Source organism: Micromonospora sp. H61, assembly GCF_018070325.1.
Taxonomy (GTDB): Bacteria; Actinomycetota; Actinomycetes; order Mycobacteriales; family Micromonosporaceae; genus Micromonospora; species Micromonospora salmantinae.
Map to the genome: position 1 here is coordinate 96715 of NZ_JAGPXY010000009.1, position 23480 is coordinate 120194.

Sequence of the window (23480 nt, forward strand, 5' to 3'; positions counted from 1 at the left end):
GCGATGTCGGAGGTGGGTGGCAGGATCTCAGGCGTGCGACGATCCTCATCAGCGGGGCGGCCGGCCGCCGGCGGCCGGGCCCCTCGGCAGCGCGCCGGCGACGCCGAGCAGCTCGGCTTCGAGGGAATGCCGGAGCGGCTGTTCGTCTGCACCCCGAGCAAGCTCGGCGCGTACGCGGACTGCCCGCGTCGCTACCGCTACTCCTACGTCGACCGGCCCGCCCCGCCCAAGGGCCCGCCGTGGGCGCACAACTCGCTCGGCGCCAGCGTGCACACCGCCCTGAAGAACTGGTATGCGTTGCCCGCCGACCGGCGGCGTCCCGAGGCGCTGGCCACGCTGCTCAAGGGCACCTGGGTCCGCGAGGGCTACCGCGACGACGAGCAGGAACGGGCCGCCTACCGGCGGGCGTTGGGATGGCTGGAGGCGTACGTCGAGACGCTGGAGCCGGATTCCGACCCGCTCGGCGTGGAGCGGGTGGTGGCGGTCAAGACAGCGGTGTTGGCGTTCAACGGTCGTACCGACCGGATCGACTCGCGGCCCGGCCCGGAGGGGCCGGAGCTGGTCATCGTCGACTACAAGACCGGCCGCACCGGGCTGGACACCGACGACGCCCGGGGCTCGCAGGCGCTGGCGCTCTACGCGTACGCCGCCGAGCGGGTGTTCCGTCGGCCGTGCCGCCGGGTGGAGCTGCACCACCTGCCGACCGGCACGGTCGCTGGCCACGACCACACAGTCGAATCGCTGGCCCGACAACTGACCCGCGCGGAAGAGACAGCCCGCGACATCATGGCCGCCGAGCGGGCAGTTGCCGACGGCGCCGACGCGGACGAGGCTTTCCCGGTGGCGCCCGGCCCGCGCTGCGGCTGGTGCGACTTTCGGCGGCACTGCCCGACGGGCGCGCAGGTCCCGGGCAAGGAGCCGTGGGCGGCCATGGACCGGCCCGCCGACGGCTGATCCGCCTGCCGTGGGCCGGTCAGCCGGCCAACGAGGCGGCCGCGTGCCGCGCGGCCCGCTCCTTTGCTGCCTGTATCAACGGCCCCTCCAGGTAGCGGCGGGGGACGGCGGCGAACGCGAGCCGCAGCGCGCGCACAGTCAGGTCCGCCGACAGGGCGGTGGTCGGTAGACCGAGACCTCCGTACATCCGGTGTGCCCACGTCGGCAGCAGGGCGAACGCGGTACCGGCGATCCCCAGGTACGCCCAGCGCGGCGGGCCCAGCGTGAGGCCCAACCGGACCGGCAGGCTGAGCTTCCACGGCAGCGGCGGGGCGGTGAGGAACACCGCCGTCTCGGCGGCCTCCCGGGTCATCCGCAACTGTGGCCGTACGGCCTCGTAGTAGTCCGCGACCTCGGCTGCGGTCCCCGGGACGGTGGCCGGGTCCAGGCCGACAAGGGCGGCGGCGCGGCGCTGCTCGGTGTAGTAGCCGTCCACCTCGTCGTCGCTCAGCGGCAGCCCGGCGCGTCGGGCCGTGCTCAGGAACGACTCGACCTCGGTCACGTGTACCCAACGCAGCAGGTCCGGTTCGTCGATCCGGAACTGCTCACCGGTGAGCGTGTCGGTGGCCCGCAGCCGGTCGTGCAGGCGGCGTAGCCGGGCCCCGGCGGCCTCCGCCTCGGCGGTGGTCCCGTAGACCGTGGTCGCCACGTAGGTAGCGGTGCGGACCAGTCGGCCCCAGGCGTCGGTGCGGTAGTTGCTGTTCTGCGCGACCCCGGCCATGGCCCGGGGGTGCAACGCCTGGAGGTAGAGCGAGCGCAGGCCGGCGACGATCAGGATCGGCTCCTCGTGCACCTTCCACGTGACCGAACCCGGACCGAACAGGCCGAGGTCATCGGAGTCCACCGCACAAGAGTGCCACGGTCGGGCAGACCTCGCCGGTCACGTGCCGCCGGCGCCGCTGATCAGACGTCGGCGGAGCGGCGGGCCCGGCAGTCCGGGCAGAGGCCCCAGAAGGTCACTTCGGCCTCGTCCACCTCGAACCCGTGCGCGCTGTTCGGCTCCAGGCACGGCGCGCTGCCCACCGCGCAGTCGATGTCGGCGATCTCGCCGCAGCCCCGGCAGACCACGTGGTGGTGGTTGTCGCCCACCCGCGCCTCATAGCGGGCGGGACTGCCCGCCGGCTCGATCCGACGTGACAGCCCGGCCCGGGACAGCGCGCCCAGCACGTCGTAGACAGCCTGGGTGGACACCGAGTCGAGGCGTTCGCGAACCCGCCGGGTGATCTCGTCGACCTCCAGGTGGCCGCCGTCGGCCAGCACGTCGAGCACCGCGAGGCGGGGGCGCGTGACGCGCAGGCCCCTCGACCGCAGCAACTCCTCGGCACCCGACATTGGCCAATGACAACACGCCCGACCCGCATCGACAACCGTCGCCCGCTCCGGGTGGCCACCGACACAGCCAGGCAAGATCGGGAGTACGGCCCAGAGGATGAACCCGATCGACGCGGCGCGCGTGTCACCGGTCGAGGGCCTGGGGACGATCGGCGGACCATAGGCTGACCACCCCTGACCATGATCCACCTGGAGGGTTCGATGTTCGAGGAGATCCTGGGTCTACCGGTGCACGTCCTGGTAATCCACGCGGTCGTCGTGTTCGTGCCGCTGCTGGCGGTGCTGGCCATCGCGTACGTGGGGCTACCGCGGTGGCGGCACCGGCTGGACTGGGCCCTGGGCCTCCTCGCCGTGGCCGCGCCGGTGACCGCCTACGTCGCCGTCAAGTCGGGTGAGGCACTCACCGACGCGCTGGTGGCCAGGGGCTTCCAGGGGCCGATCCTCGATCAGATCTTCGAGCACTCCCGCTACGGTGACATCCTGTTACGCGTCGTGGTGCCGCTCGGGATCGTGGCCATCCTGCTGCTCGTGGCGACAAGTGGCCACCCCCGGGTGCCGCAGTTGCCCGCGCTGGTCATCCCGGTGCTGGCGGTAGCGGCCGTGGGGCTCTCCATTGCCGCTTTGGTCTACGTCTACCTGACCGGCCACTCCGGTGCCGAGACGGTTTGGGGCACCACCCTCTGAGCTGCTGCTCGCTGCCGCTGCCCGTGGGCGGGCATCAGAAGATGACTCGCGAGCAGAGCAGACAGAGCAGTACCAGCAGCACCACGCCGGCCGCTGCGCCGAAACCGTAGGTGACCCGCTGCGATCGCTGCTCGGCCGCGTCCAGTTCGGCCATGTCCTGCGGCGGCAGCTGTCGCGGCGGCGCCGCCTGCAGATGTACGGGTGGACGCCAACCCGCCGGCGGCGGCACGCTCGGCGGCGGGCCGGAGTACCCGCTGGCAGTGCCCCCAGCCGGCGCTGGTCCGGCCGGCGGCGGGCCGGCGTTCCCGCTGGGAGGGCGCCCCGTCGATGCTGGGCTGGCCTGCTCGTTCCGCGGTGGATCGCTGGGCCCGCTTGTCGGTGGATTGGTGGGCCCGGTCGGTGCTGTGGTCGCGGGCGCGGCGGGAGGTTGGTCCGCCACCGCGTCGTCACCGGTGTCGGGCCGTCGCCAGTAGTCGTCCGGGTTGCTGCCACCGCTGGGGGTCGTCACGCCGTCCGACGCTACCAACGCCACCGGCGGCCCGGTCGCTTCTGGCCGGCGCGCCCACTGTCGGCGGTCCGGCCGGCTCTGCCTGGCGTGCCCACCGCCGATGGCCCGGTCCACCGCCTTCGGCTGGGCTAGTCTTGCCGCTCGTGAGCACCGAGGACCCTGGCACGCACGGCGCACGTGGAGACGATGACCGCGCCGTCGACCTGAGCGAAGACTTCGTGGTGCTGCCCGAGCAGACCACTGACGACACCGACCGTGGTTGGGGCGAGCGGTCGGGCGGCAACGACGACTGGCTGCTCGCCGAACGCCCCCCGCACTGGGACTGAACCCCCAGTGGTGCGGCCAGACCCCCACGACCTCGATCTGACAGCCGACCGTGGGATGAACGGACCGGACGGTCTCGCAGCGGAACCTGCCCCGGCGTGGTCGTACCCGTCGGCGGGCGGGTCAGCCCCCTCCGGTGCCGGCCCCCGCTGACGGCGGTGGAGTCCGTGGTGGCGGGGTTCGGTCTGCCACCGACGGCGCGTCGGAGGGCACGGGGGTCGGCGGGCACCCGGTCGGGGTGTGCAGGACCGCGGCGGCCAGGCCGAGCAGCGCGGCGACCAGACCGGCCCGGAGCAGGGTGCGCCCGCCGGGCAGAGTGAGCTGGCGCAGCGGGCGCAACGCCCGCGCGGAATCCGGATCGAGCATCGCCTCTGCCGCCTCCCGTCCCCGAGCGCCGCAGTGGCACCCGTGTACGGGGAGGCTAGGCAGTTTCCGCCGCTTCGGCCGACCCACTGCCGACGCCTGTGGACAACCGCCCGGCCTGTGGAAAACGCGCATCCGACGGCGCGATCTGCTATGGCAGCCGCCTTGATCGACTCGGGATCAAGGAACCCGGGCGGTCAGAGCGGCGGGGACAGGCCGACTTCCTGAAACCGAGTGGGTCGAGGCCCGACCCGTGGTGGGGTCGGGCCTTCGGCGATCAGGACGTGGAGCTGGCCGCTGCCGTCTTGCCGCCGCCCGATCCACCCGAGGACGACCCGGAGGAGGACGACGAGCCCGAGGACGAACCGGACGAGGACGACCCGGACGAGGACGAGGACCCCGAAGAGGACGAGGAGCTGTCACCGGAGGACGACTCGGACTTCGCCGGCTTGGTGGCCGTGCCGCCGGCGGTCGTCTCGGAACCGGCCGCCCGGGAGTCGGTGCGGTAGAAGCCCGAACCCTTGAAGACGATGCCGACCGAGTTGAAGACCTTGCGCAGCCGCCCCTGACACGCCGGGCACTCGGTCAGCGGCTCGTCAGAGAAGGACTGCACCGCCTCGAGCTGCTCACCGCACGTGGTGCAGGCGTACTGGTACGTGGGCACGTTCTCCTCCGGATCTGGGCTCAGCCAGTTGGCACTCGACGTATTCGAGTGCCAATGGTGCGTCATTCGGCCCGGGTTCGTCCAGCAGACGTGTGGGGCGCGACACCGTGCGCCGCACCCGGGCCGCCGTCAAGCGTACGCACCCCGTCGGCGGGAGTGACGACCGCGCGCACCCGGCGGTCGTGGGGCTCCGCCGGCAGCGCCTCGACCAGCTCACCGTCGTGCAACGGCACCACCGTCAGGGTCGCCTCGGGTACCCGGGCGAGTGCGCGATCGTACGAGCCGCCGCCGCGCCCGAGCCGCCGACCGTCGCCGTCGACAGCGAGAGCCGGTACGACCACCAGCTCCGCGTGCGCCACGGCGGTCACCCCGAGGCGGGCACCCACTGGTTCTCGGATACCCCGCCCCGCCGCGATCAAGGCACCGGGCCCGGTATACGCCGCCCAGTCCAGATCCAGGTCGGCGAGGAGCACCGGCAGCAGCAACTCGGCTTCCGCCGGCAGCGCCGCCCGCAGCACCTCGGGCAGGTCGGCGCCGCCGGGTTCGGAGCCGACCGGCACGTACGCCGTCATCCGGTGCGGGCGCAGCCGGCGTACCAGGGCGACCAGCTCGGCCTGCACGCGCCCGGCGGCGGCTGCCCGGGTCTCGGCGGGCAGCGACCGGCGGCGAGCGAGCAGCTCGACGCGGGTGTCCCGCTTCGCCATCCGGGTCACTTCCGCTTCATCAGAAAATTCCGGCACGCAACACTCCTGACGCAACGCCTCTCCCACGGTTGCACTGTGTCAGCATCGCAAGCAACGGAGGCGGAACTTCCGGGGGGACCGAGTGACGCTACGCGGGCGGTTGACGGCAGCCTTCCTCGTGGTGGTGCTCGGGCCGGTCCTGCTCGGCGCGCTCTTCGTCGCCTCCACCGTCGCGGCGGGCGACCGCAGCCGCTCCACCGAGCGCCTGGCGGTGGCGGCGTCCACCGTTCGTACCTCGGTCGACGCGCTCTGCCAGCAGCTACGCGCCACCGCCGACGCGGTGGCGCTCACCGCCGATCCGGCCGTCGCCGCCGCGCAACTGGTCGGCCGGGGTCTGGCCGCCGCGGTGCTGGTCACCGACATGGCCGGCCAGATCACCTACATATCGCCCGGTGCTCCGTCGACCCCGTGGCAGGACTGCGCCGGCTCGACCGAAGAAACGAACGGGGGCACGAACGGGGGCTCGGCCGGCCCGGTCCGTGCGTTGGCCGCCCAGGTCGACCTGCACGATCGTGCCGGCACCCGGCTGGGCACTGTGACCGCCGCACAACTGCTCGACCCGGCCTTCGTGGCCCGACTGGCGGCGGTGACCGGGGTGGCGGTCACCCTGCTCGACAGCGGGGCGAGCGCCGCGCGGGTCACCCACACGACCGAGTCCCGTGACGTCCGCGACGCGGTGCTGGCCGCCGCCGTCGGCGTACGGGGCGAGCAGGTCACCGAGACCAACGAGGGCCGGTATGTGCGCAGGCTCGGGCCCTCCGACGCGCAGCCACTGCCACTGGTGCTCTCCGTGCCCAGTGAACGGCCACCGGGGCTGCACGCCACGCTGGTCGGGGTGGTGGTGCTGGCCGGGCTGCTCGCGGTGCTGACCGCCTGGCGGCTGGCCCGGTTGACCACCCGGCCGCTGGCGGAACTGGCCGGCGCGGTCGACCGGGTGGCCCAGGGCGACCTGACCGCCCGGGTGCCGGTACGCAGCCGCGACGAGTTGGGACGGTTGGCCGCCGCCTTCAACCGGATGACCCGGGAGACCGGCTCCTACGTCGCGGCGTTGACCAGCAACCGGGATCAGCTGCGCGGGCACCTCGCGGTGCTCGGCGACACCCTGGCCAGCACGCACGACCTGCAACGCATCCTGCGGGTGATCCTGCGCAGTGCCATCGGGGCCACCGGCGCACGGGCGGGTGCCGTGCTGCTGGTGGAGACCGGCGGGGTGCTCGTCGCGCAGTGCACCGAGGGGTTGGACGGGCGCTGGCCGGCCGAGGAGGCGGACGGGTCGCAGACGCTCCGGGTGCCGGTCGGCGTCGGTGTGGTCGGTGAGGTCGCCGCCACCGGGGAACCGCAGCGGGGCAGGGCGGAGCCGACCGGGGCGCCAACGGGTGAGCCACGCTGTCGCACCTACGTCGCGGTTCCGTTCGCCGCCCCGGCCGGCGGTGCCACGGCCACCCTCGGCGGGCCCTCGGGGCCGGTCGACGAGGCGGGCGCGGCGGCCGCGCTCGGCGTACTGGCCCTCTACGACCGGCTGGGCGCCGACGAGTTCGACGACGACGACCTGGCCACCCTGCGCACCTTCGCCGGCCACGCGGCAGTGGCGGTGGACAACGTCCGGGTGCACGAGGAGGCGCAGCGGCTCTCCCTCACCGACCCGCTCACCGGGCTGTGGAACTACCGCTACCTGCGCGAGTCGATCCGGCGGGAGGTGGAACGGGCCAGCCGCTTCGGGCGGATGCTCAGCGTCCTCGCGTTGGACCTGGACCGGTTCAAGGACGTCAACGACACCTACGGGCACGCCGCGGGGGACACCGTCCTGGCCGAGTTCGCCCGCCGGGTGCGCGGAGAGATCCGTGAGGTCGACCTGGCCTTCCGCCAGGGTGGTGAGGAGTTCGTGCTGCTGCTGCCGGAGACCGACGCGCGGGGCGCGGCGATCGTGGCCGAGCGGCTCGGCGCGGCGGTGCGCGACACGCCCATCGCCGTCGAGGCGTACGCCGGGCCGGTCCTGGTGACCGTGTCGGTGGGCATCGCCGTCTTCCCGGACCACGGCAGCACCGGGCGGGAGGTGCTGGAGGCCGCCGACGACGCGCTCTACGCGGCCAAGGCGGCGGGCCGCGACACGTACCGGGTCGCCGAGGTGCGCTCGGAGCTGCCGACCCGGGAGATTCCGGTGCTCGCGTGTGCGGTGAGCCCACCCGACGGGCTGCCGCGCGCCGGCCAGCCGGTGCAGGTCAGCCGGGAGCCGGGCGGGCCCGCCCGGTCCGACCCGGCGGCGGGCGTACCGGAATCATCGCTGGCGGGTCCGGCGGACGCCCGACCGGATTCGGTCGACGACACGCCGGACAGCGCGACGGGCGCGGCGCGGGCCGGCCCGGACGCGGCGCGGCCGGGGCCGGGTGGCGGCGCGTCTTCTGGGCCACACCCGCCGCGGCAGAGCCGTGGCCGATAGTCTCGCGGCATGTCGGAGCACTCAGCGAACCCCTCATCGACGGTCGCCGCAAACGGCCGTCCCCTGGCGGTCAAGGCCGTCATCCCGGCCGCCGGACTGGCTACCCGGTTCCTGCCGGCCACCAAGGCGGTGCCCAAGGAACTGCTGCCGGTGGTGGATCGGCCGGTGTTGCAGTACATCGTCGAGGAGGCCACGCAGGCTGGCATCGGTGACGTGTTGCTGATCACCGGTCGGGGTAAGACGTCGATGGTGGACCACTTCGACCGTCGCCCGGACCTGGAGACCAGGTTGGAGGAGAAGGGTGACTCCGAGCGGCTGGCTGCCGTACGTCGGCCCAGCGAGCTGGCCGAGATCTACACAGTGCGGCAGCCCGAACAGCTCGGGCTCGGCCACGCCATCGGGTACGCCGAGTCGCACGTCGGCGACCAGCCCTTCGCGGTGCTGCTCGGCGACGAGTTCGTCAAGCCGTCGGAGCCGCTGCTGCCGGCCATGCTGGAGTTGCAGGCCCGCACCGGCGGTGTGGTGCTCGCCTTCTTCGAGGTCGACCCGTCCGAGACCAAGCGGTACGGGATCGCCTCCGTCGAGCCGGCCGAGTCGGAGCTGACCGACATCGGCGAGGTCGTCAAGGTGACCGGGATGGTGGAGAAGCCGCAGCCCGAGGACGCCCCGAGCAACCTCGCCGTGCTCGGCCGCTACGTGTTGCCGGGCAAGATCTTCGACGCGATCCGGCGGACCAAGCCGGGCAGCGGCGGCGAGATCCAGCTGACCGACGCGATGGAGCTGCTGCGTACCGAGGGCGTCCCGGTGCACGCGATCGTCTACCGCGGCACCCGCTACGACACCGGCATGCCGCTGGGCTACCTCCAGACGGTGGTGCAGATCGCCGCCGAGCGCGAGGACCTGGGCACCGAGTTCCGGTCGTGGCTGGCCGACTTCGTCAAGGCCGACGCGGCAGGCGGATCTGGTACATGACCGCGACGGCCGACGCCGAGGCGGCCGCGAACGAGTTGACGCCGCTCGCCGACTACCTGGGCAGCGTGCTGCGCAGGTTGCGCGCGCTGCCGCCACTCGACCTCGACCTCACCCAGGCGCACGGCAACGTCCTCGCCGAGGACGTCGTCGCGCCGCACGCCTTCCCGGCCTTCGACCAGGCGGCCGTGGACGGCTACGCCGCGCGCTGGGAGGACATTTCCGGAGGGGGCCGGGGGCCGAGCTACGTCCCGGCCCCCTCCGGCACGCCAGGCGGCCGCACCATCCGGCTCAACGTGGTCGGCGATCTCGGCGCCGCGAGCTGGCGGCCGGTCCGGCTCACCCCCGGCTCGTGCTTCTCGGTGGCCGCCGGGGCCCCGCTGCCGGTCGCCGCCGACGTCGTGGTCCCGGTGGAGTGGACCGACCAGGGCATGGCCGCGGTGGAGATCTTCCGCACCCCCAAACGGGGGTACGGGGTACGCCGAGCGGGTGAGGAACTGCCCGCCGGCACCCTGCTCGCTCGGGCCGGCACCTACGTGTCCCCGGCCCTGGTCGCCGTCTTCGCGGCGACCGGCATCGGGCATGTGGTGGTCCGGCCCAGCCCACGGGTGGTCATCGTGGCCACCGGTGACGAACTCGTCGACGTGGGCCGGGGCAGTCAGCCCGGTCAGGTGGTAGATGCGAACTCGCACGCGCTGACCGCCGCGGCGGCCGAGGTGGGCGCGCTGGCGTACCGGGTGGGGATCTGCGACGACGACCCGGAAGGGCTGCGCGGGCTGTTGGAGGATCAGACGCTGCGCGCCGACCTGATCATCACCACCGGCGGCACCGGCACCGGCCCCGGAGACATGGTGCGTCGGATCCTCTCCCGCCGTGAGGGCGGTCGCGCCGGGCCGGTCACCTTCACCGACGTGGCGCTCTATCCCGGCACCGCGCTCGGGTTCGGCACTGTCGGCGCCGAGGAGGTGCCGGTGGTCTGCCTGCCCGGCGACCCGGGCGCCGCGCTGATCGGCTTCGAGGTGCTGGCCCGCCCCGCCATCCAACTGCTCGCCGGCGCCGAGCCGGTGTTCCGACCCAGTGTGCGGGCACACCTGCTGGAGACCGTGTCGTCGCCGACGGGGCTGCGCGAGTTCCGGCCGGCGCACGTCGCCGAGCGACGCGGCGGCGGGTACACGGTCCAGCCGCTCAGCGGCGGACCGTTCACCCTCTCCGGGTTGGCCGAGGCCAACGGGCTGCTGGTGCTCGGCGAGCGGGTCACCACGGCCGCGGCCGGCTCCACGGTGGACGTCCTGCTGCTGGACCGCCGCCGGTGACGCGTCCCGGCCGGTCCGCTCGCGGCCCGCGTCGGATGACCGTCGGATCTTCGCGGTGAACGCGGTGGGGCCACTTGTGCGCGACACGGTCCCGCGCGGGAGACTGTGCGGGTGAGTCTCTTCGGACCCGCGCGGGCACCGGGCTGGCCGGTGGAGTTGGCCGACGGCCCAGTGCTGCTGCGGCCCTACCGGCGCTCCGACGCGGCGGCGTGGTCGGAGGTGCGGCGGGCCAACCGGGCCTGGCTGGCACCCTGGGAGTCGTCACTGCCCGGCGGTTGGGACGAGTTGAACTCGCCGGCAGCGTTCCGCTGGGTGCACCGTGACCAGCGGCGTTCGGCCCGCGAGGGTGAGGGCATGCCCTTCGCGGTCTGCCTGCGTGAGTCCGACCGGGACCGGCTGGTCGGGCACATCAACGTGGGCAGCATCGTGCGGAGGGCCCTCTGCTCCGGGTACGTCGGCTACTGGGTGGACGCGCGGGTCGCCGGCCGGGGCGTGATCCCGACGGCGCTGGCGCTCGCCGTGGACCACGCGTTCGGCCCGGGCGGGCTGCACCGGGTGGAGGTGAACATCCGTCCGGAGAACCGGCCGTCCCGGCGGGTCGTGGAGAAGTTGGGCTTCCGCGAAGAGTCGTACCACGTGCGCTACATGCACATCGACGGCGCCTGGCGGGACCACGTCGGGTACGCGATGACGAGTGAGGAGATCGCCGCCGAGGGTGGCCTGCTGGCCCGCTGGCACCGGGTTCGCGCCAACGCGCGGTAGGAGGATTTCCCGACATCCGCCCACTCGTCCCACGGACGGGATCGGCGCGGCGCGGTGGCATCCCGGTCGGTGCGCCGTAACCTCAAGTAACTGCAAGCTGCGGCAAGCGCTCCCCGGCCGGACGATCCACGCGCCCAGGCGTGATCGATGGAAGATCCTGCGGTCGGATGGCGGTTGCTTCGAATTCGGTGACGGGAGGGGTGAGGGTGCCGACCTCGGTGCTCCTCGCCGTCCTCGCCGCCGCCGGCCTGCTCGCCCTGGCCCCGGCGTTGGTTCGCCGGTACGACGCCACCGAGCGGTTGGTGGCGGAGCGGGCGCAGTCGACGGCGCGGGTGCTCCAGCGCCGTCGGCGGCGCCGCACTGTGCCGGGACGGCGACCCGTCCATCCTCCGCGCTCACTGATCGTCACCCTCAGTGAAGACGCGACTACCGGCGCGTTGAGCGCGCCGGTCTCCGCGCCACCGGCCGGCCGCCGCTCCGGTCGACTGCGCGCCGTGCCCGCCGCGCCGAAGCGGCCCCGTCGCCGCCCGCCGCCGCGCCGACAGCACACCCCCGCCGTGTACCGGCGTCGCCGGGTGCTCGCCGCCCTGCTCCTCCTCAACGTCGTCGAGCTGGTCGGCGTGCTGTTCGTCAGCCCCGGCTTCTGGGTCGGCTTCGGGGTCACCTTCCTGCTCCTGGCCCTGTACGTCGTGCACCTGCGGGGTCAGGCTCTCGCCGGGCGTCGCCGCCGCCGCGCCCGAGCCCGGGAGGCCGCCTGGTTGGCCGCCCGGCAGGCCGAGGTGCGCCGGGAGCAGGCCCGCCGGGCCGCAGCCCGCCGGGAGGCGCAGCGCCGCCTCGCCGCCCAGCGCGAAGGGGTACGCCGAGCCGCCATGGGCCTGGACCGGCCGGGAGACCTGCCGGCTGCGGTCAACGGTGGATCGGTCTCGTACCGGCGGTCGGGCGGCCTGCGCGGCCGCCCCTACGAGGCCGGCCGAGGCGCCTGACGCGGTCCCGGCCGCGCCTGGCCGGGGGCGGATTCGCGGTGGAGGCCGACGACCTGTTAGCCTTGCTGCCGGCCCGCCCGGTGTAAGCCGGGTGGGACCGAAGCCGGTTCGCCGGCGGGGGGCTGTGGCGCAGACTGGTAGCGCACCTCGTTCGCATCGAGGGGGTCAGGGGTTCAAATCCCCTCAGCTCCACCCCAGGTCAAAGGCCGTTTCCGCAAGTCGGAGACGGCCTTTTCGATCTTCCGGGTGACAAGCCGTGCCCATCACGTACGCCCCATCGACACGTCGCGTGGCCACCCGCCGAGATTCGCGAACTGGCGAAGGTAGCGCTCGCATCTCTGGGTGAACTCGCCCGGCTCAGGTGGCAGTCGAGTCGCCGTGATCATGTGGCGCGGGTGGGTGTGGCCCGGCTGTAGGAGCTGGATCTGGTCGTCGGTGAACTGGCCGCCAGTGCGGTCGGCGACGGCAAGTGCCATGGCCAGCGCTACCACGACACTCACGCAGGTGCGGTAAGGGCTGAAGACGGCCTCTGGGACACAGCCGGTCTCCGGCTCGTGGTCGATGACCAGGAGCCAGGCACCGTCCTCGAACCCCGAGACGTCGATCTCAAGGTGGATCGAGCCTGGCATTCCGTTGGGCTGGCGTTCAATGCGGTCGCCGATGGTGGTGGACAGGAGTTCCGCCGCGTCGAGGCGGCGACCGGAAGTGACGCGGCGTCCCCGCTCGTAACGTCGGTCGGTGAACAGGCTCAGCTCGGGTGTCGTGTCCAGGCCGAGGAGTTCGGCCAGGGTGGCCCGTGTGGCGATCACCATCTCGGCGAGCGAGATGGGCCGGGCCAGCGTTGCCTCAAGATCGACTGACACTCGAGCCTCCGGTCTCGTCGGGTGGTCCGGTGGCCAGTGCCATGCCCTAGGAGAAGCGTTCGGTCGTCACGGGTATCAAGCCGTGCTGGCGCAGGACGTTCGTCAGCTCGGACAGGGCCGAGCCGAGCAGCATGGTGGCGTCGGTCCTCAGTAGTGCGGTCACGTCGAGACACCAGGCGAGCGAGTGCCCGACGCGGCGCAGATCCCAGGTGATCTGGTCGCCGTGCATGTCGAGACGACCGGTCGCGGCGGATGCGCCCGTGCCGCCCGCTGGTGTCCGCCAGGCCGTCCGGAGGCTCGCCACCTGCTCGGCGCCGAGATCCTTGGCGAAGAGGACCCGGTACACCCGTCGCTCGTGGAAGCCGGCCGGTGGCTGCGCCGGGCCGAGCCGCAGCGGCGGGGCGGTGGCGATCGGTTGACGGTCGAGGAAGTGCGTCCGAAGCACCGGCTCGTTCGGCAGTTGCCCGCCACCGAGCGCGCGGTAGACGTCCTCGGCCTCCCGGCGGGAGGTGGGGAGCACCCGCCCCAGCACCTCGGGGTCGGCGCGCATGCCGCGGCTCAATGTGGCGGAACTCCACCAGCCGGCCTCCGGCGTCCAGCCGGCGCTGTCCAGCCCGGTCGTCGTGTAGTCGTGGTGGCGAGCGAACTCCTCGACGACGATCCCTTCCACAGTGGTGGCCGGGCTGCGGTCGTCGAGTCGAGATAGGACCAGGTAGTAGTCCAGGGGCGGTCCCGCGTCGGGCACCAGCACGGGTACGGCCCGCAGCGGCTCGGTGGTCATCAGCACAACCTAGCGAAGGAGAACGGTTAGCATCCGGACCTCTACGTGAGGAGCCCAGATGACTTCGGTGGCCCAGACCCGGTTCGGCATCGTCGGCAGCGGCTGGCGAGGTGAGTTCTTCCTTCGCCTGGCCCGGTTGCTCCCCGAGCGGTTCCGGGTGACCGGGGTGGTGACGCGTACCGAATCGCGGGGAGCCGCCGTGACGGCCGACTGGGGCGTGCCGACCTTCCGCACGACGGCGGAGTTGCTCGCCCACGAGCGGCCGGACTTCGTCATCGTGTCGGTGCCGTGGCCGGTGACACCAGAGGCGACCCGGGAGTTGGTGGCGGCCGGCGTACCGGTGCTCGCCGAGACGCCGCCCGCCCCCGACCTGGCGGGTCTGCGCTCGCTCTGGGCCGACGTCGGAGGCAGCGGCCTGGTGCAGGTCGCCGAGCAGTATCTGCTGATGCCCGGGCACGCGGCGCGGCTGGCGTTGGTCCGCGCCGGGGTGCTCGGTGAGCCGACCTCGGTCCAGATCTCCTCGACCCACCTGTACCACGCGGTCTCACTGATCCGGGGTCTGCTCGGCGTCGGTCATGAGAGCGCCGAGGTGAGCGCGCGCGCCTTCGTCGCGCCGCTGGCCAATCCACTCTCGCCGGCCGGCTGGAGCGGCGACGACACCCCGCAGCAGCTCTCCACCACCCTCGCGACCATCGACTTCGGCGGGCGGATGGGGCTGTACGACTTCACCGACAACCAGTGGTGGAACCCGCTGCGGACCCGCCGGTTGGTGGTCCGGGGCTCGCTCGGTGAGCTGGTGGACGACCGGGTGGTCCGCCTGGTCGACCCGAGCACACCGGTGGAGTCGCTCCTGACCCGGCGGCAGACCGGTCTCGACCTCAACCTGGAAGGGCTCGACCTCAAGCACATCAGCTTCGACGGCGACGTGGTCTACCGCAATCCGTTCGTCGGCAGCGGACTGTCCGACGACGACATCGCGGTCGCCGACATCGTCGCCCGCGCGGGGGCATGGGCGCGGGAGGAGGGCCCGGCTCCGTACCCGCTTGCCGAAGCCTGCCAGGACCACCTGATCAGCCTCGCCATCGAAGAATCGGTACGCACCGGCCGGCCGGTCGTCACCGCCACCGAGGCATGGGGGCGGTAGCTCCGGCGGATCCACTTCTGTCCCTTGGCCGACAGTTCGCAACCGTGAAGCCAGCTCACCTGTGAAGCCGGGTATCAACCGAATGCCCGGGAGCACCCGGGCCCCACACGGGGAGCAAGGATGAACCGAAGCACTCGACGCCGGATGCTCGCAGCCACCGCCACCGGTCTGTTGGCCACCTCACTCGGCGTCGCTGTTTCCGCGACCGCGACCGCCGCGCCCGCCGGGGCCGCCCTCCGCACCTGCAAGATCAGTACGCTGCCGTACCCGACCGACACCTATCGCGCCGACGCGAACGCGGTCGACCCGACGGGTCGCTACGTCGCGGGCACCGCGCTGCGGGTCGGTGAGACCGAGAACCAGTACCTGCTGCTGTTCTGGGACGGGCAGCGGGTCACCGAGCTGGAGTCGGAGGGTTCGGCCACCCCCGTCGACATCAACGCCGACGGCGTCGTGATCGGCAACGGATCGGCGGAGACCGGCTACGGGCAGCCGTGGAGGTACCGCGCCGGCAAGCTCGAGCAGTTGCCGGTGCTGCCGTCCACCGGCATCTTCGTCAGCGCCATCAACGATGCCGGCGACATCGTCGGCTACGGCTCCGACATCGTCCCCGGGGAACTGGTCGCGCTGCGCTGGCCTGCCGCCCGTCCGGGCACGGTCGAGGTGCTCGACGCCCCCGTCGACGCCCAGGCTGGTGGGATCACTGACAACGGGACCATCGTCGGCAGCGCCGGGCCCTTCGGAGACTGGAGCAGCTGGGTCCGCCGGCCGAACGGCCGGATCGACGCGCTCACGTTCCCGGGTGCCGAGTGGAGCACGGCCGGCGCGGCGGCGGGCCGCTGGGCGATCGGCCAGGCATGGCTCGGCGGCAGCACCTCGACCAGGGTGCGGTGGGACCTCCGCAACGGCTCGCACACGTTGCTCGACCAGGAGATGCCGGCACTGACCGGCATCAACGCCAAGGGCGTCGTGGTGGGTGGTGACCGCGTTGCCAGGGGCTCCACCTCCCGGGTCCTGCCGGGCGGCGGCGAAGGGGTGGCCGTCGGGGCGCGGTCCATCTCCGACTCGGGCACCATCGTCGGGTTCCGCAACGTCCTCGCCGACCGGGTGACTCCGGTGCGCTGGACGGGCTGCTGACCCACCGACTCTCCCACCGCGTGGGGCCGGCCCGGACGGGTCGGCCCCACGTCGCGTCAGCGCGTCACGGCTTCCAGGAACCGGCGGTCTGGAACTGGTCCTGGTATTCCAACGCGCCCGAGGTGTCGTGCACGTCGAACACGACGCTGCCGGTGCGTCTGGTGCCGGCGGTCAGGTCGTCGACGGCCGGCATCGGTTTGCCGCAGCCGGAGAAGGCTCCACCGATCGCTGTGGTCTTGGTGCCGTCGGCGGCGACCCACTGGAAGTAGAGCGGGTTCGTCGACACGGTGCCCTTGGTGACAGCAACCGTCACGTCGGCGATCACGTACATGCCCTCGCCGGGCTTCAGCCCGTGGGCCTTGCAGGGTTTGGTGGCGCTGCTGAACTTCGTCACGGTGATCTCGACGGTGCCGGCCTCGTTGTTGACGACCAGGGTGTCGCCCGGCGACAGGTCGCGGGTGTCGCCGTTCGCCGGCGGCGGGGTCGGTGGGGTGGCCTGTGCCTCGCTCACAGTGGTCGAGGTGCCTTTGGCGCCGATGACGACCGCCACGATGCCGCCGGCGCAGGTGAGCAGGGTGAGTACGGCCGCGGTGACCGCAACGACAACGACGGACTTCTTGGCGCGGTCGGTCTGCGCCGGTGGTGGTGCGATGATCGGGTAGCCGGAGCCACCGGGTGCCCGATATCCGCCGCCATCGCCCGGGTGCCCGCCCGCCGCCGGGTACGCAGCCCCCGAGAACGGCGGCTGCGGTGTCGCCGCGAACGAGCGGGTCGGCGACTGCGGGTTCGGCTGTCGGGGGTCGTGCGGCCTGACGCGGGGCTGGGGGTGGGTCACCGTACTCCTTGACGCTTCGGTACGTGCGGTGCGGGGAACTCTTCGACGTTACCGTGGGTGGCGGAACGCTCAGTGGCCACGCTGGAGGGCTTTCCATCGCGAGGATACGAAGTCGCTCTGGCCAGCGTGGACGGTGTTCAGTCGGTCACCGAACGCCAATGTGGATCGGTATTCCATTCATCGCTATGAGTAACCAGACGAGGTCAACGTGCCGGAAGTGCGGCGGCGGTGCGGACCAGACCGTCGGCGATCACGAAGCGGCCGCTGATCGATGTCGGCGGGTTGTCGACCCCCGCCGCGTCCACCCGGGCCGGTGCGATCCGGGCAGTGAACGTGCCGGCATCGGGGTCGATGTCGAGTAGGGCGTCGTGGAAGTCCAACCAGCCGTGGACGATCGGATGCCACACCTTGTAGACGGTCTCCTTCGCACTGAACAGCACAACCGGCCAGTAGGTGCCGCTGGGCAGCCGTGCGCAGGCGGCCTCCTCCTCGGGCAGCAGCACGAGTCTGCGTACTCCCGGATTGACCTCGCGGTGCTGCTCGGCATCCATCCCGACGGACCGGATGTCGGTGGTGTGCGCCGCCGCTGCGGCGCAGTAGCCGGCGGTGTGGGTGATGCTGCCGACCACCCCGGCCGGCCAGACCGGCGCGCGGTCGGCGGCGGCCGGCACTGCGGTCGTCGGCAGGCCCAGGTCGCGCAATGCCCTGCGGGCGCAGATCCTTCCCGCGGCGAAGTCCCGCCGACGGGTCTGCACCGCCTGCTCACCGAGACATGCCTGCTCAGCGGGGAGCAATTCGCCCGTCCAGTCCTCGGGCCCGGCGACGGCGACGGCGACCGTCGATGGCAGCAGGTCACGCATTCCGGTGACCTACTGGTCGGTAGGAATGACGCATCGAGTTAACCGTCAAATTTCCGACTCCCACGACCGCCGAAGGTACCGCAAAGATGTAACACCGGAGGGACGCGCAGCGCTCTCCCTGATGGCTCCGGGGGGACCACCATCAATGCTGGCCGGCACGGCAGCCGCCAGTCCCGTGGACATCTGGAAGGACGTGCGATGACCGATGGCCTGGAACGGCCGGGGGTGCGGGCTGACGAACACGCCCCGAAAACCCCCTGCTGGAGCTGCGGCTCCTGTGGTGACGAGTGGCCGTGCGCGACGAAGCGCACCCGGCTGCTGGCGGAGTACGGGGGTGACCGCGCAATGCTCAGCGTCTATCTTGGCTCCTGCCTCGCCGCCGCCACCGAGGATCTGCGCGCAGCCCCGGTGATGTCGCTCCAGGATAGGTTCATCGGCTGGTTGCCGCGCGGCTCGCGGCGTAGCTGAGTCTCTGGTGGCCCCGCCGCTGGGCGGGGCCACCAGAGGTGGCGTTTCAGCGACGTCGAGGGCGTCGGGTCATCGCGAAGCCGAACACGCCGGCCACCGCGGCGAGCGCGCCGCCGATGCCGGTCCAGACCCAGCGCGAGCCGAGATCCGGCAACCAGTCCGCCAGCGAGCCGCTCTCGTCGTCGGCCTCCGCGTCCACCGGAGGTACGGCGTTGAGCACCGTGCCGGCCTTGGTGTTCGGCACCAGCGGGGCGGCCAACTCGCCGTCGTCAGCCGAGGCGCCCCGGTCGGCGATGGTGCCGACCAGCAGGTCGACGTCGATCGGCGCACCCAGATCCGGCTCCGGCAGCTCGATCACGGAGAGTCTCACGACGTAGGTGCCGGGCAGTGGGTCGGCCGACCAGGGCTCCGCCCACGACCGCACCTCGCGCAGCGTGCAGCCCAGCACCACGTTCGACGCCTTCGCGTCGACGGTCGGGGTCTGGGCCCCCGCCGTGCACGCCTGGCGTCGGCGCAGCCCGTCGAAGACGTCCACCGTCCAGGTGGAGGCGCCGCTGCGTCCCTTCGGGAAGGTGACGGTGGCGTTGATCTCGTGCACCTGGCCGGCCGTCGCCGGGAACGACCAGTAGAGGTGGTCGCCGATCGAGGCGTCCACCCGCACCGGTTGCCCGGCGGTGATCGGGGTGGCGGTGAGGAACGACGTGCCGGCACGGTTCACCGGCGTGGCACCCGGGGAGGGGGTCGGTGCGGCGGCGGCCGCAGCGGGGAGCAGAGCGGCCACGCCGGCGGCGAGCAGCGCCGCCGTCGACCGGAACAGTGCGGTACGCATCAGTTCTCCCTCCAGGTGGCGACCCACCAGCGGGTGAGCAGACCGGCGAGCAGGCCGGTGATCAGCCCGGCGATGGTGAGCAGTGCGAGCAGCGCCCAGCCCCGGCCGAGGTCCGGTCCGTCCGGTGCGGGCGCGGCGGCGACCACGTCGATGGTCAACTCCACCGGCATGCCCGGGGTGGCCGCGGTGCCGGGACGCGGGGCGAACGAGTTGCTGACCACCAGGCAGACGGTGGTGGGTTCGATGACCGGCGCGGAGCTCTGCTCGGTCTCGGCGGCATCCTCGTCGTCGGCGGTGGCTGACCAGCGCAGCCCGGCGGAGAGCACGTCGGCCCGCCCGCTGCCGGCGTCAGCGCCGCGGACGAGTTCCCGGCCGTCGGCCGCGGTGGCCCGCAGCAGCACCCCGTAGTCGCGGTTGACGGCCCGGTCCAACGCCATGCTCACCGAAGCCCGCAGCTCCTGCCCGGGGCGGACCGGCACCCGGTAGTAGCGATGCTCGGAGAACGCCTCCCGGTCGGCGTAGACGCCGGGGGCGAGCAGTGGCGCCGAGTCGCACGCGCTCGTGCCGCCGACCACGGTCGGGGCCCGGGTGTGCGTGTCTCCGGCCCGCTCGACGAGCTGTTTGATCCGGTCGGTCAGCTCCTCGGCGCTCTGCGCGGCGGTGTAGGTCCCGCCGGTCGCGCTGGCGATGCAGAGAAGTTGCCGGCGAACCTTCTCGTCGGGGGCCAGGCCGAGGGTGTCGACGACCAGGCTGGTGCCCTGGGCGGCCAGTTCCCGGGCCACCTCGCACGGGTCCGGCGGAGCACAGGTGTCCTCGCCGTCGGTGATCAGCACGATCCGCCGGGTGGTGGCACCGGTGCCCAGGTCCTGCGCGGCGGAGCGCAGCGCCAGCCCGACCGGAGTGAACCCGGTCGGGCGAAGTGTCGCCACCGCCGCCTTGGCGGCGGACCGGTCCACCGGCCCGACCGGCACGATCTGCTGGGTGTCCTGGCAACCGACCTTCTTGTCCTTGCCGCGGTAGGTCGCGCCGAGCACCCGGATGCCGAGTTGTGTCTCCCCGGGCAGCGCGTCCACCACGTCGTTGAAGGCCTGCTGGGCGACCGAGATCCGGGTGCGTCCGTCGATGTCGGCGGCGCGCATCGACCCGCTGACGTCGAGCACCAGCTCGACCCGGGGCGGCTCGGGCGCCGGCTCCTCGTCGGCCTGCGCCGGCCCGGTCAGCGCGGTGGTCGCCAACAGTCCGAGAAGGACCGCCGTCGATCGTCTGAAGTTGATCACGACCCGCAGTGTAGTGAGATCCACTTTGGATGATCGTTTGGGTGGAGGCGTGCGGAACCGACGACGCCGGCCAAGTCGGCAATCGCCCCTGACCGGCCACGCCCGCGCTCAGGGTCCACGCCGGGTCACCCTCGGTCAACTGTGTGAGGGAAGGTGTCGGCTCGGCCAGCATCCGTCGGAAATCTGACCCAAGTCGACCCGTTGTGCCGGTGGTGCGCGGTGGTTAAGCTCTTCATGCGCGCCCCAATCGCCCGCTTCCCCCGTGGCAGGCGATCGGGGCGCGCGTCTTTGTCAAGAAGGGCCCGCACGCTTCGGCGTGCGGGCCCTTCTTCCGTCGCGCTGTGCGGCGCGTCGCCTGTCGATGCTTATATCCACCGACCGTCGAGCCACATCCGGGACAGCCAGTCCGAGTAGGGAATCACCCGACCCACGAAGATCGGATAGAAGTACGCGAAACAGAGCGCCACCAACAGCACGTACGCCCCCGCCGCGATGCTGCCCACCAGTCGGCGCTCATAACTCGGGTCACCGGGCACCAGCGGCGTCACCGTACCCACGTCACCCCCGGCGGGCGCGATCAGCGCGCCCAGCACGTACACCACTGCCAGCACCAGGAACGGCACCGCCGGCGCGGCGTAGAACGAGAACATCGTCCGGCCGTCGAGGGCGAACCAGAACCACGGCAGCAGCCCGGCGGCCACGGTGAGCAGGATCGCGCCGGCCCGCCAGTCCCGACGGGCCACACCCAGCCAGGTCAGCGCCACCAGAGCGGGCAGGAACGACCACCAGAGCAGCGGGGTGCCGAGCAGCAGAATCTCCGAGGCGCAGCTCGCCGCGCCGCAGACGCCGTCGCCGGCGTAGTGGAACGCCACCGGCCGGCCCAACAGCAGCCACTGCCACGGCCACGACTGGTACTTGTGCGCGTCGTCAAGCTGGGCGTGGAAGCCGTACGCCGCGCGGTGGTACTCGAAGAGGTTGATCAGCGGACCGATCACCGGCCGGTCGCTGAGCCGGGAGCCGGGGTAGGACGACGCGAGCCGGTAGTAACCGTCGTCGGTGAGCAGCCAGCCCGACCAGGTGGCGAGGTAGGTGCCCACCATGAGCACGCCGGCGAGCACCAGCCAGGGCAGCTCGTCGACGAGCGTGTCCCGCCAGGGCCGGCGGACCCCCGCCGAGCGGCGGACGCCGACCTCCCAGAAGATCACCAGCAGCGCGAAGGCCGGCACGAAGTACAGGGCGCTCCACTTCACCGCACAGGCGCAGCCGATCAGCACCCCGGCCGCCAGCCGCCACCACGGCCAGGTACGCCAACCGGTCGGCGGGCGGCCGGCCCGGCCCGGCTGGCTCGGATCGAGCCCGTCGTCCAGGGCCCGGGCCCAGCGTCGACGGCGGGCGTCCCGATCGAGCACCAGCGCGCCGAACGCCGCCAGCACGAAGAAGAGCAGGAAGATGTCGAGCAGGGCCGCGCGGGACAGCACCAGGTGGAAGCCGTCCAGGGCGAGCAGCAGGCCGGCCGCGCAGCCGAGCACCGTCGAGCGGAACATCCGCCGACCGATGCGGACCAGTAGCAGCACCGACAGCGTGCCGATGACCGCCGCAGAGAATCGCCAGCCGAACTCCGGCGCGGTGGTCATCAGGTGCCCGGGGACGGAGACCTTGGAATCGGCGTCCTGATAGCCGAACGCCCACTCGCCGACGCCGATCAACCACTTGCCCAGCGGCGGGTGCACCACGTACGACGGGACGTTGTCCTTGTAGTTCCACTCCACGCCACGCGAGATCAGCCCGTAGGCGTCCTTGGCGTAGTACGTCTCGTCGAAGATCTTGCCCTTCGGGCTGGACAGCCCGACGAAGCGCACGATCGCCGCGATGGCCACCACCACTGCCGTGGCCAGCCAGGAGAACCGGTCCACCTGGGTGTCGACGGTGGCGAACCGTCGCCGGACCACAGCGGCCACCCCACCGCCCTCGGCGCTCGGTGCCGTCGGCTCCTGGGTGGCACCGGGCTCGCCCGTCGCCGGGATCATCTTGTCCGGATCGGCGCTCGGGCTCTGCGCTGTCGACGCACTCGTCACCCGGCGATCGTAGGCTGCCAAGGTGTCCGGTGGCGTCCGTCGTCCCTGATACCGGTATTCCCAGCAATGAATGGAGACGAATCCGTGGGTGAAATGTCCGAAGTTGGGCGCCTGATTCTGCTCGGTGCTCCGCTCGGCAACCCCGCCGACGCCTCGGCCCGACTCCGGGAGGTGCTGATCAGCGCCGACGTGGTCGCCGCCGAGGACACCCGCCGGCTCACCCGGCTGGCCCGCGATCTCGACCTCACCGTCGGCGGTCGAATCGTCTCCTACTTCGAGGGCAACGAGGAGCGGCGCACCCCCGAACTGGTCGAGGCCATCCTCGGCGGGTACGTGGTGGCGCTGGTCACCGACGGCGGGATGCCCAGCGTCTCCGACCCCGGCTACCGGCTGGTCCGTGCCACGTTGGATGTCGGGGCGCCGGTCACCGTCGCCCCCGGGCCCAGCGCGGTCACCACCGCGCTGGCCGTCTCCGGGCTGCCCTGCGACCGGTTCTGCTTCGAGGGCTTCCTGCCCCGTACCCCCGGCGGCCGCCGATCCCGGCTGCGCGCCCTCGCAGCCGAGGAACGCACCCTGGTCTTCTTCGAGGCCCCGCACCGGATCGGGGCGACGCTCACCGACCTGGCCGACACGTTCGGGGCGGACCGGCCGGCCGCGCTCTGCCGCGAACTCACGAAGACCTACGAGGAGGTGCTCCGCCGCCCCCTCGGCGAGCTGGCCCGGTGGGCCACCGAGGGGGACCCGCGCGGAGAGATCACCCTGGTGGTGGCCGGAGCCCCGGTGACCGCTGCCGAACGCCCCGACGACGACACCCTGCGCGCCGCCGTCGCCGAGCGGGAGGCCGCCGGCCGGTCCCGCCGGGACGCCATCACCGACGTCGCCACCGAGTACGCGCTGCGCCGCCGGGACGTCTACACGATCGTGCACAGCTGACCGCTGTGGTCCGGTCCGCCGGACGGCGGGTTCACCACGCGGCGGCCAGGAAGCCGACGGTGATCAGCGCGGGGCCGGCGATGGCGGCGGCCACTGCCCAGCGGCGGTGCCGGCGACCGGGCAGCCGGGCCGACCCGGTCCACCGGACGATGCCGGCGCTGCAGGCCAGCACCACCAGCAGACCGGGCAGCCACCGCAGGTGC

General features: G+C 72.5%; 25 protein-coding genes, 1 tRNA gene and 1 pseudogene. 14 read left to right on the top strand and 13 right to left on the bottom strand.

What is annotated here, in order from left to right:
• The first annotated feature begins 3 nt into the window (after nucleotides 1-3).
• Nucleotides 4-954 (top strand): PD-(D/E)XK nuclease family protein, encoded by a 951-nt coding sequence (locus tag KBX08_RS07505; RefSeq protein WP_247669017.1) that lies wholly within the window; start codon nucleotides 4-6, stop codon nucleotides 952-954.
• A gap of 19 nt (nucleotides 955-973) precedes the next feature.
• Here the strand turns inward: KBX08_RS07505 and KBX08_RS07510 are convergent, their stop codons facing one another.
• Together KBX08_RS07510 and KBX08_RS07515 are read right to left on the bottom strand one after the other, a co-directional pair.
• The gene (locus KBX08_RS07510) at nucleotides 974-1837 is read right to left on the bottom strand and encodes an oxygenase MpaB family protein (protein WP_210781843.1); all 864 of its coding nucleotides are present in this window, start codon (nucleotides 1835-1837) and stop codon (nucleotides 974-976) included.
• Nucleotides 1838-1896: 59 nt separating this feature from the next.
• Nucleotides 1897-2325 (bottom strand): Fur family transcriptional regulator, encoded by a 429-nt coding sequence (locus tag KBX08_RS07515; protein WP_210781844.1) that lies wholly within the window; start codon nucleotides 2323-2325, stop codon nucleotides 1897-1899.
• A gap of 201 nt (nucleotides 2326-2526) precedes the next feature.
• On the opposite strand from KBX08_RS07515, the gene KBX08_RS07520 reads away from it, so the two are divergent.
• Entirely contained in the window at nucleotides 2527-3009 is a 483-nt protein-coding gene (locus KBX08_RS07520; RefSeq protein ID WP_091397283.1) for a DUF2231 domain-containing protein, read from the top strand.
• Between the two features lie 34 nt (nucleotides 3010-3043).
• On the opposite strand, the gene KBX08_RS07525 is transcribed toward KBX08_RS07520, so the two are convergent.
• Complete coding sequence (locus tag KBX08_RS07525) at nucleotides 3044-3517, bottom strand: hypothetical protein (protein WP_238690800.1); 474 nt, start codon at nucleotides 3515-3517, stop codon at nucleotides 3044-3046.
• 143 nt (nucleotides 3518-3660) lie between these two features.
• Here KBX08_RS07525 and KBX08_RS07530 point away from each other — a divergent pair, with 143 nt between their 5' ends.
• Nucleotides 3661-3843, top strand: a complete 183-nt coding sequence (locus KBX08_RS07530; protein WP_210781845.1) for a hypothetical protein — start codon at nucleotides 3661-3663, stop codon at nucleotides 3841-3843.
• A gap of 121 nt (nucleotides 3844-3964) precedes the next feature.
• Here KBX08_RS07530 and KBX08_RS33645 read toward each other — a convergent pair whose 3' ends face one another.
• Complete coding sequence (locus tag KBX08_RS33645) at nucleotides 3965-4207, bottom strand: hypothetical protein (protein ID WP_238690801.1); 243 nt, start codon at nucleotides 4205-4207, stop codon at nucleotides 3965-3967.
• Between the two features lie 281 nt (nucleotides 4208-4488).
• Between KBX08_RS33645 and KBX08_RS33650 the strand changes: the two genes are divergently transcribed.
• Nucleotides 4489-4713 carry a hypothetical protein gene (locus KBX08_RS33650; RefSeq protein ID WP_238690847.1) on the top strand — a complete coding sequence of 75 codons (225 nt, stop codon included), beginning with the start codon at nucleotides 4489-4491 and terminating at the stop codon, nucleotides 4711-4713.
• A 62-nt stretch (nucleotides 4714-4775) separates the two neighbouring features.
• On the opposite strand, the pseudogene KBX08_RS33655 reads toward KBX08_RS33650, so the two are convergent.
• Together KBX08_RS33655 and KBX08_RS07545 are read right to left on the bottom strand one after the other, a co-directional pair.
• Nucleotides 4776-4934 (bottom strand): annotated as a pseudogene (locus KBX08_RS33655) (FmdB family zinc ribbon protein); the annotation flags it as partial.
• Nucleotides 4931-5608 carry a 5-formyltetrahydrofolate cyclo-ligase gene (locus KBX08_RS07545; RefSeq protein ID WP_210781847.1) on the bottom strand — a complete coding sequence of 226 codons (678 nt, stop codon included), beginning with the start codon at nucleotides 5606-5608 and terminating at the stop codon, nucleotides 4931-4933. The gene KBX08_RS07545 and the pseudogene KBX08_RS33655, both read right to left, overlap by 4 nt.
• Nucleotides 5609-5693: 85 nt before the next feature.
• Between KBX08_RS07545 and KBX08_RS07550 the strand changes: the two genes are divergently transcribed.
• The 6 genes from KBX08_RS07550 to KBX08_RS07575 all read left to right on the top strand — a co-directional run bounded on the left by KBX08_RS07550 (nucleotide 5694) and on the right by KBX08_RS07575 (nucleotide 12267).
• Nucleotides 5694-8048, top strand: coding sequence for a diguanylate cyclase (locus tag KBX08_RS07550; protein WP_210781848.1), 2355 nt, complete (start codon nucleotides 5694-5696; stop codon nucleotides 8046-8048).
• A gap of 9 nt (nucleotides 8049-8057) precedes the next feature.
• A complete protein-coding gene (locus tag KBX08_RS07555) occupies nucleotides 8058-9020 on the top strand; it encodes a UTP--glucose-1-phosphate uridylyltransferase (RefSeq protein WP_124863014.1) in 963 nt (320 codons plus the stop codon).
• Entirely contained in the window at nucleotides 9017-10330 is a 1314-nt protein-coding gene (glp, locus tag KBX08_RS07560; protein WP_091394702.1) for a gephyrin-like molybdotransferase Glp, read from the top strand. The genes KBX08_RS07555 and glp overlap by 4 nt, the downstream gene beginning before the upstream one ends.
• 111 nt (nucleotides 10331-10441) lie before the next feature.
• Entirely contained in the window at nucleotides 10442-11092 is a 651-nt protein-coding gene (locus tag KBX08_RS07565) for a GNAT family N-acetyltransferase (protein ID WP_210781849.1), read from the top strand.
• A gap of 200 nt (nucleotides 11093-11292) precedes the next feature.
• The gene (locus KBX08_RS07570) at nucleotides 11293-12075 is read left to right on the top strand and encodes a hypothetical protein (RefSeq protein WP_210781850.1); all 783 of its coding nucleotides are present in this window, start codon (nucleotides 11293-11295) and stop codon (nucleotides 12073-12075) included.
• 118 nt (nucleotides 12076-12193) lie between these two features.
• Nucleotides 12194-12267 (top strand) — tRNA-Ala (locus KBX08_RS07575).
• Between the two features lie 71 nt (nucleotides 12268-12338).
• On the opposite strand, the gene KBX08_RS07580 is transcribed toward KBX08_RS07575, so the two are convergent.
• Together KBX08_RS07580 and KBX08_RS07585 are read right to left on the bottom strand one after the other, a co-directional pair.
• Nucleotides 12339-12938: a hypothetical protein gene (locus KBX08_RS07580; protein WP_210781851.1), complete on the bottom strand. Its 600-nt coding sequence runs from the start codon at nucleotides 12936-12938 to the stop codon at nucleotides 12339-12341.
• 46 nt (nucleotides 12939-12984) lie between these two features.
• Nucleotides 12985-13719 (bottom strand): hypothetical protein, encoded by a 735-nt coding sequence (locus KBX08_RS07585; RefSeq protein WP_210781852.1) that lies wholly within the window; start codon nucleotides 13717-13719, stop codon nucleotides 12985-12987.
• Nucleotides 13720-13777: 58 nt separating this feature from the next.
• On the opposite strand from KBX08_RS07585, the gene KBX08_RS07590 reads away from it, so the two are divergent.
• Together KBX08_RS07590 and KBX08_RS07595 are read left to right on the top strand one after the other, a co-directional pair.
• Nucleotides 13778-14863 carry a Gfo/Idh/MocA family protein gene (locus KBX08_RS07590; RefSeq protein WP_210781853.1) on the top strand — a complete coding sequence of 362 codons (1086 nt, stop codon included), beginning with the start codon at nucleotides 13778-13780 and terminating at the stop codon, nucleotides 14861-14863.
• Between the two features lie 120 nt (nucleotides 14864-14983).
• Nucleotides 14984-16000, top strand: coding sequence for a hypothetical protein (locus KBX08_RS07595; RefSeq protein ID WP_210781854.1), 1017 nt, complete (start codon nucleotides 14984-14986; stop codon nucleotides 15998-16000).
• 64 nt (nucleotides 16001-16064) lie between these two features.
• Here KBX08_RS07595 and KBX08_RS07600 read toward each other — a convergent pair whose 3' ends face one another.
• Nucleotides 16065-16835: a hypothetical protein gene (locus tag KBX08_RS07600; protein ID WP_210781855.1), complete on the bottom strand. Its 771-nt coding sequence runs from the start codon at nucleotides 16833-16835 to the stop codon at nucleotides 16065-16067.
• A gap of 203 nt (nucleotides 16836-17038) precedes the next feature.
• Complete coding sequence (locus tag KBX08_RS07605; RefSeq protein ID WP_210781856.1) at nucleotides 17039-17695, bottom strand: 4'-phosphopantetheinyl transferase; 657 nt, start codon at nucleotides 17693-17695, stop codon at nucleotides 17039-17041.
• Nucleotides 17696-17893: 198 nt separating this feature from the next.
• Between KBX08_RS07605 and KBX08_RS07610 the strand changes: the two genes are divergently transcribed.
• Entirely contained in the window at nucleotides 17894-18163 is a 270-nt protein-coding gene (locus tag KBX08_RS07610) for a hypothetical protein (protein ID WP_203122828.1), read from the top strand.
• 46 nt (nucleotides 18164-18209) lie between these two features.
• Here KBX08_RS07610 and KBX08_RS07615 read toward each other — a convergent pair whose 3' ends face one another.
• The 3 genes from KBX08_RS07615 to KBX08_RS07625 form a co-directional block, all read right to left on the bottom strand.
• Nucleotides 18210-18992 (bottom strand): peptidase, encoded by a 783-nt coding sequence (locus tag KBX08_RS07615; protein ID WP_210781857.1) that lies wholly within the window; start codon nucleotides 18990-18992, stop codon nucleotides 18210-18212.
• Nucleotides 18992-20269 carry a VWA domain-containing protein gene (locus KBX08_RS07620; RefSeq protein WP_210781858.1) on the bottom strand — a complete coding sequence of 426 codons (1278 nt, stop codon included), beginning with the start codon at nucleotides 20267-20269 and terminating at the stop codon, nucleotides 18992-18994. Before KBX08_RS07620 ends, KBX08_RS07615 begins: the two co-directional genes overlap by 1 nt.
• Nucleotides 20270-20634: 365 nt before the next feature.
• Entirely contained in the window at nucleotides 20635-22344 is a 1710-nt protein-coding gene (locus tag KBX08_RS07625) for a dolichyl-phosphate-mannose--protein mannosyltransferase (protein ID WP_210781859.1), read from the bottom strand.
• A 93-nt stretch (nucleotides 22345-22437) separates the two neighbouring features.
• Between KBX08_RS07625 and rsmI the strand changes: the two genes are divergently transcribed.
• Nucleotides 22438-23277, top strand: coding sequence for a 16S rRNA (cytidine(1402)-2'-O)-methyltransferase (rsmI, locus tag KBX08_RS07630; RefSeq protein WP_247669021.1), 840 nt, complete (start codon nucleotides 22438-22440; stop codon nucleotides 23275-23277).
• The last annotated feature ends 203 nt before the right edge of the window (nucleotides 23278-23480 follow it).

Bases quoted from the DNA above. Each gene is read 5' to 3' on its own strand.
- KBX08_RS07615 (WP_210781857.1), bottom strand. From the start codon at position 18,992: ATGCGTACCGCACTGTTCCGGTCGACGGCGGCGCTGCTCGCCGCCGGC.
- KBX08_RS33645 (WP_238690801.1), bottom strand. From the start codon at position 4,207: ATGCTCGATCCGGATTCCGCGCGGGCGTTGCGCCCGCTGCGCCAGCTC.
- KBX08_RS07520 (WP_091397283.1), top strand. From the start codon at position 2,527: ATGTTCGAGGAGATCCTGGGTCTACCGGTGCACGTCCTGGTAATCCAC.
- KBX08_RS07605 (WP_210781856.1), bottom strand. From the start codon at position 17,695: ATGCGTGACCTGCTGCCATCGACGGTCGCCGTCGCCGTCGCCGGGCCC.
- glp (WP_091394702.1), top strand. From the start codon at position 9,017: ATGACCGCGACGGCCGACGCCGAGGCGGCCGCGAACGAGTTGACGCCG.
- KBX08_RS07585 (WP_210781852.1), bottom strand. From the start codon at position 13,719: ATGACCACCGAGCCGCTGCGGGCCGTACCCGTGCTGGTGCCCGACGCG.
- KBX08_RS07555 (WP_124863014.1), top strand. From the start codon at position 8,058: ATGTCGGAGCACTCAGCGAACCCCTCATCGACGGTCGCCGCAAACGGC.
- KBX08_RS07515 (WP_210781844.1), bottom strand. From the start codon at position 2,325: ATGTCGGGTGCCGAGGAGTTGCTGCGGTCGAGGGGCCTGCGCGTCACG.
- KBX08_RS07590 (WP_210781853.1), top strand. From the start codon at position 13,778: ATGACTTCGGTGGCCCAGACCCGGTTCGGCATCGTCGGCAGCGGCTGG.
- KBX08_RS07610 (WP_203122828.1), top strand. From the start codon at position 17,894: ATGACCGATGGCCTGGAACGGCCGGGGGTGCGGGCTGACGAACACGCC.
- KBX08_RS07505 (WP_247669017.1), top strand. From the start codon at position 4: ATGTCGGAGGTGGGTGGCAGGATCTCAGGCGTGCGACGATCCTCATCA.
- rsmI (WP_247669021.1), top strand. From the start codon at position 22,438: ATGTCCGAAGTTGGGCGCCTGATTCTGCTCGGTGCTCCGCTCGGCAAC.
- KBX08_RS07595 (WP_210781854.1), top strand. From the start codon at position 14,984: ATGAACCGAAGCACTCGACGCCGGATGCTCGCAGCCACCGCCACCGGT.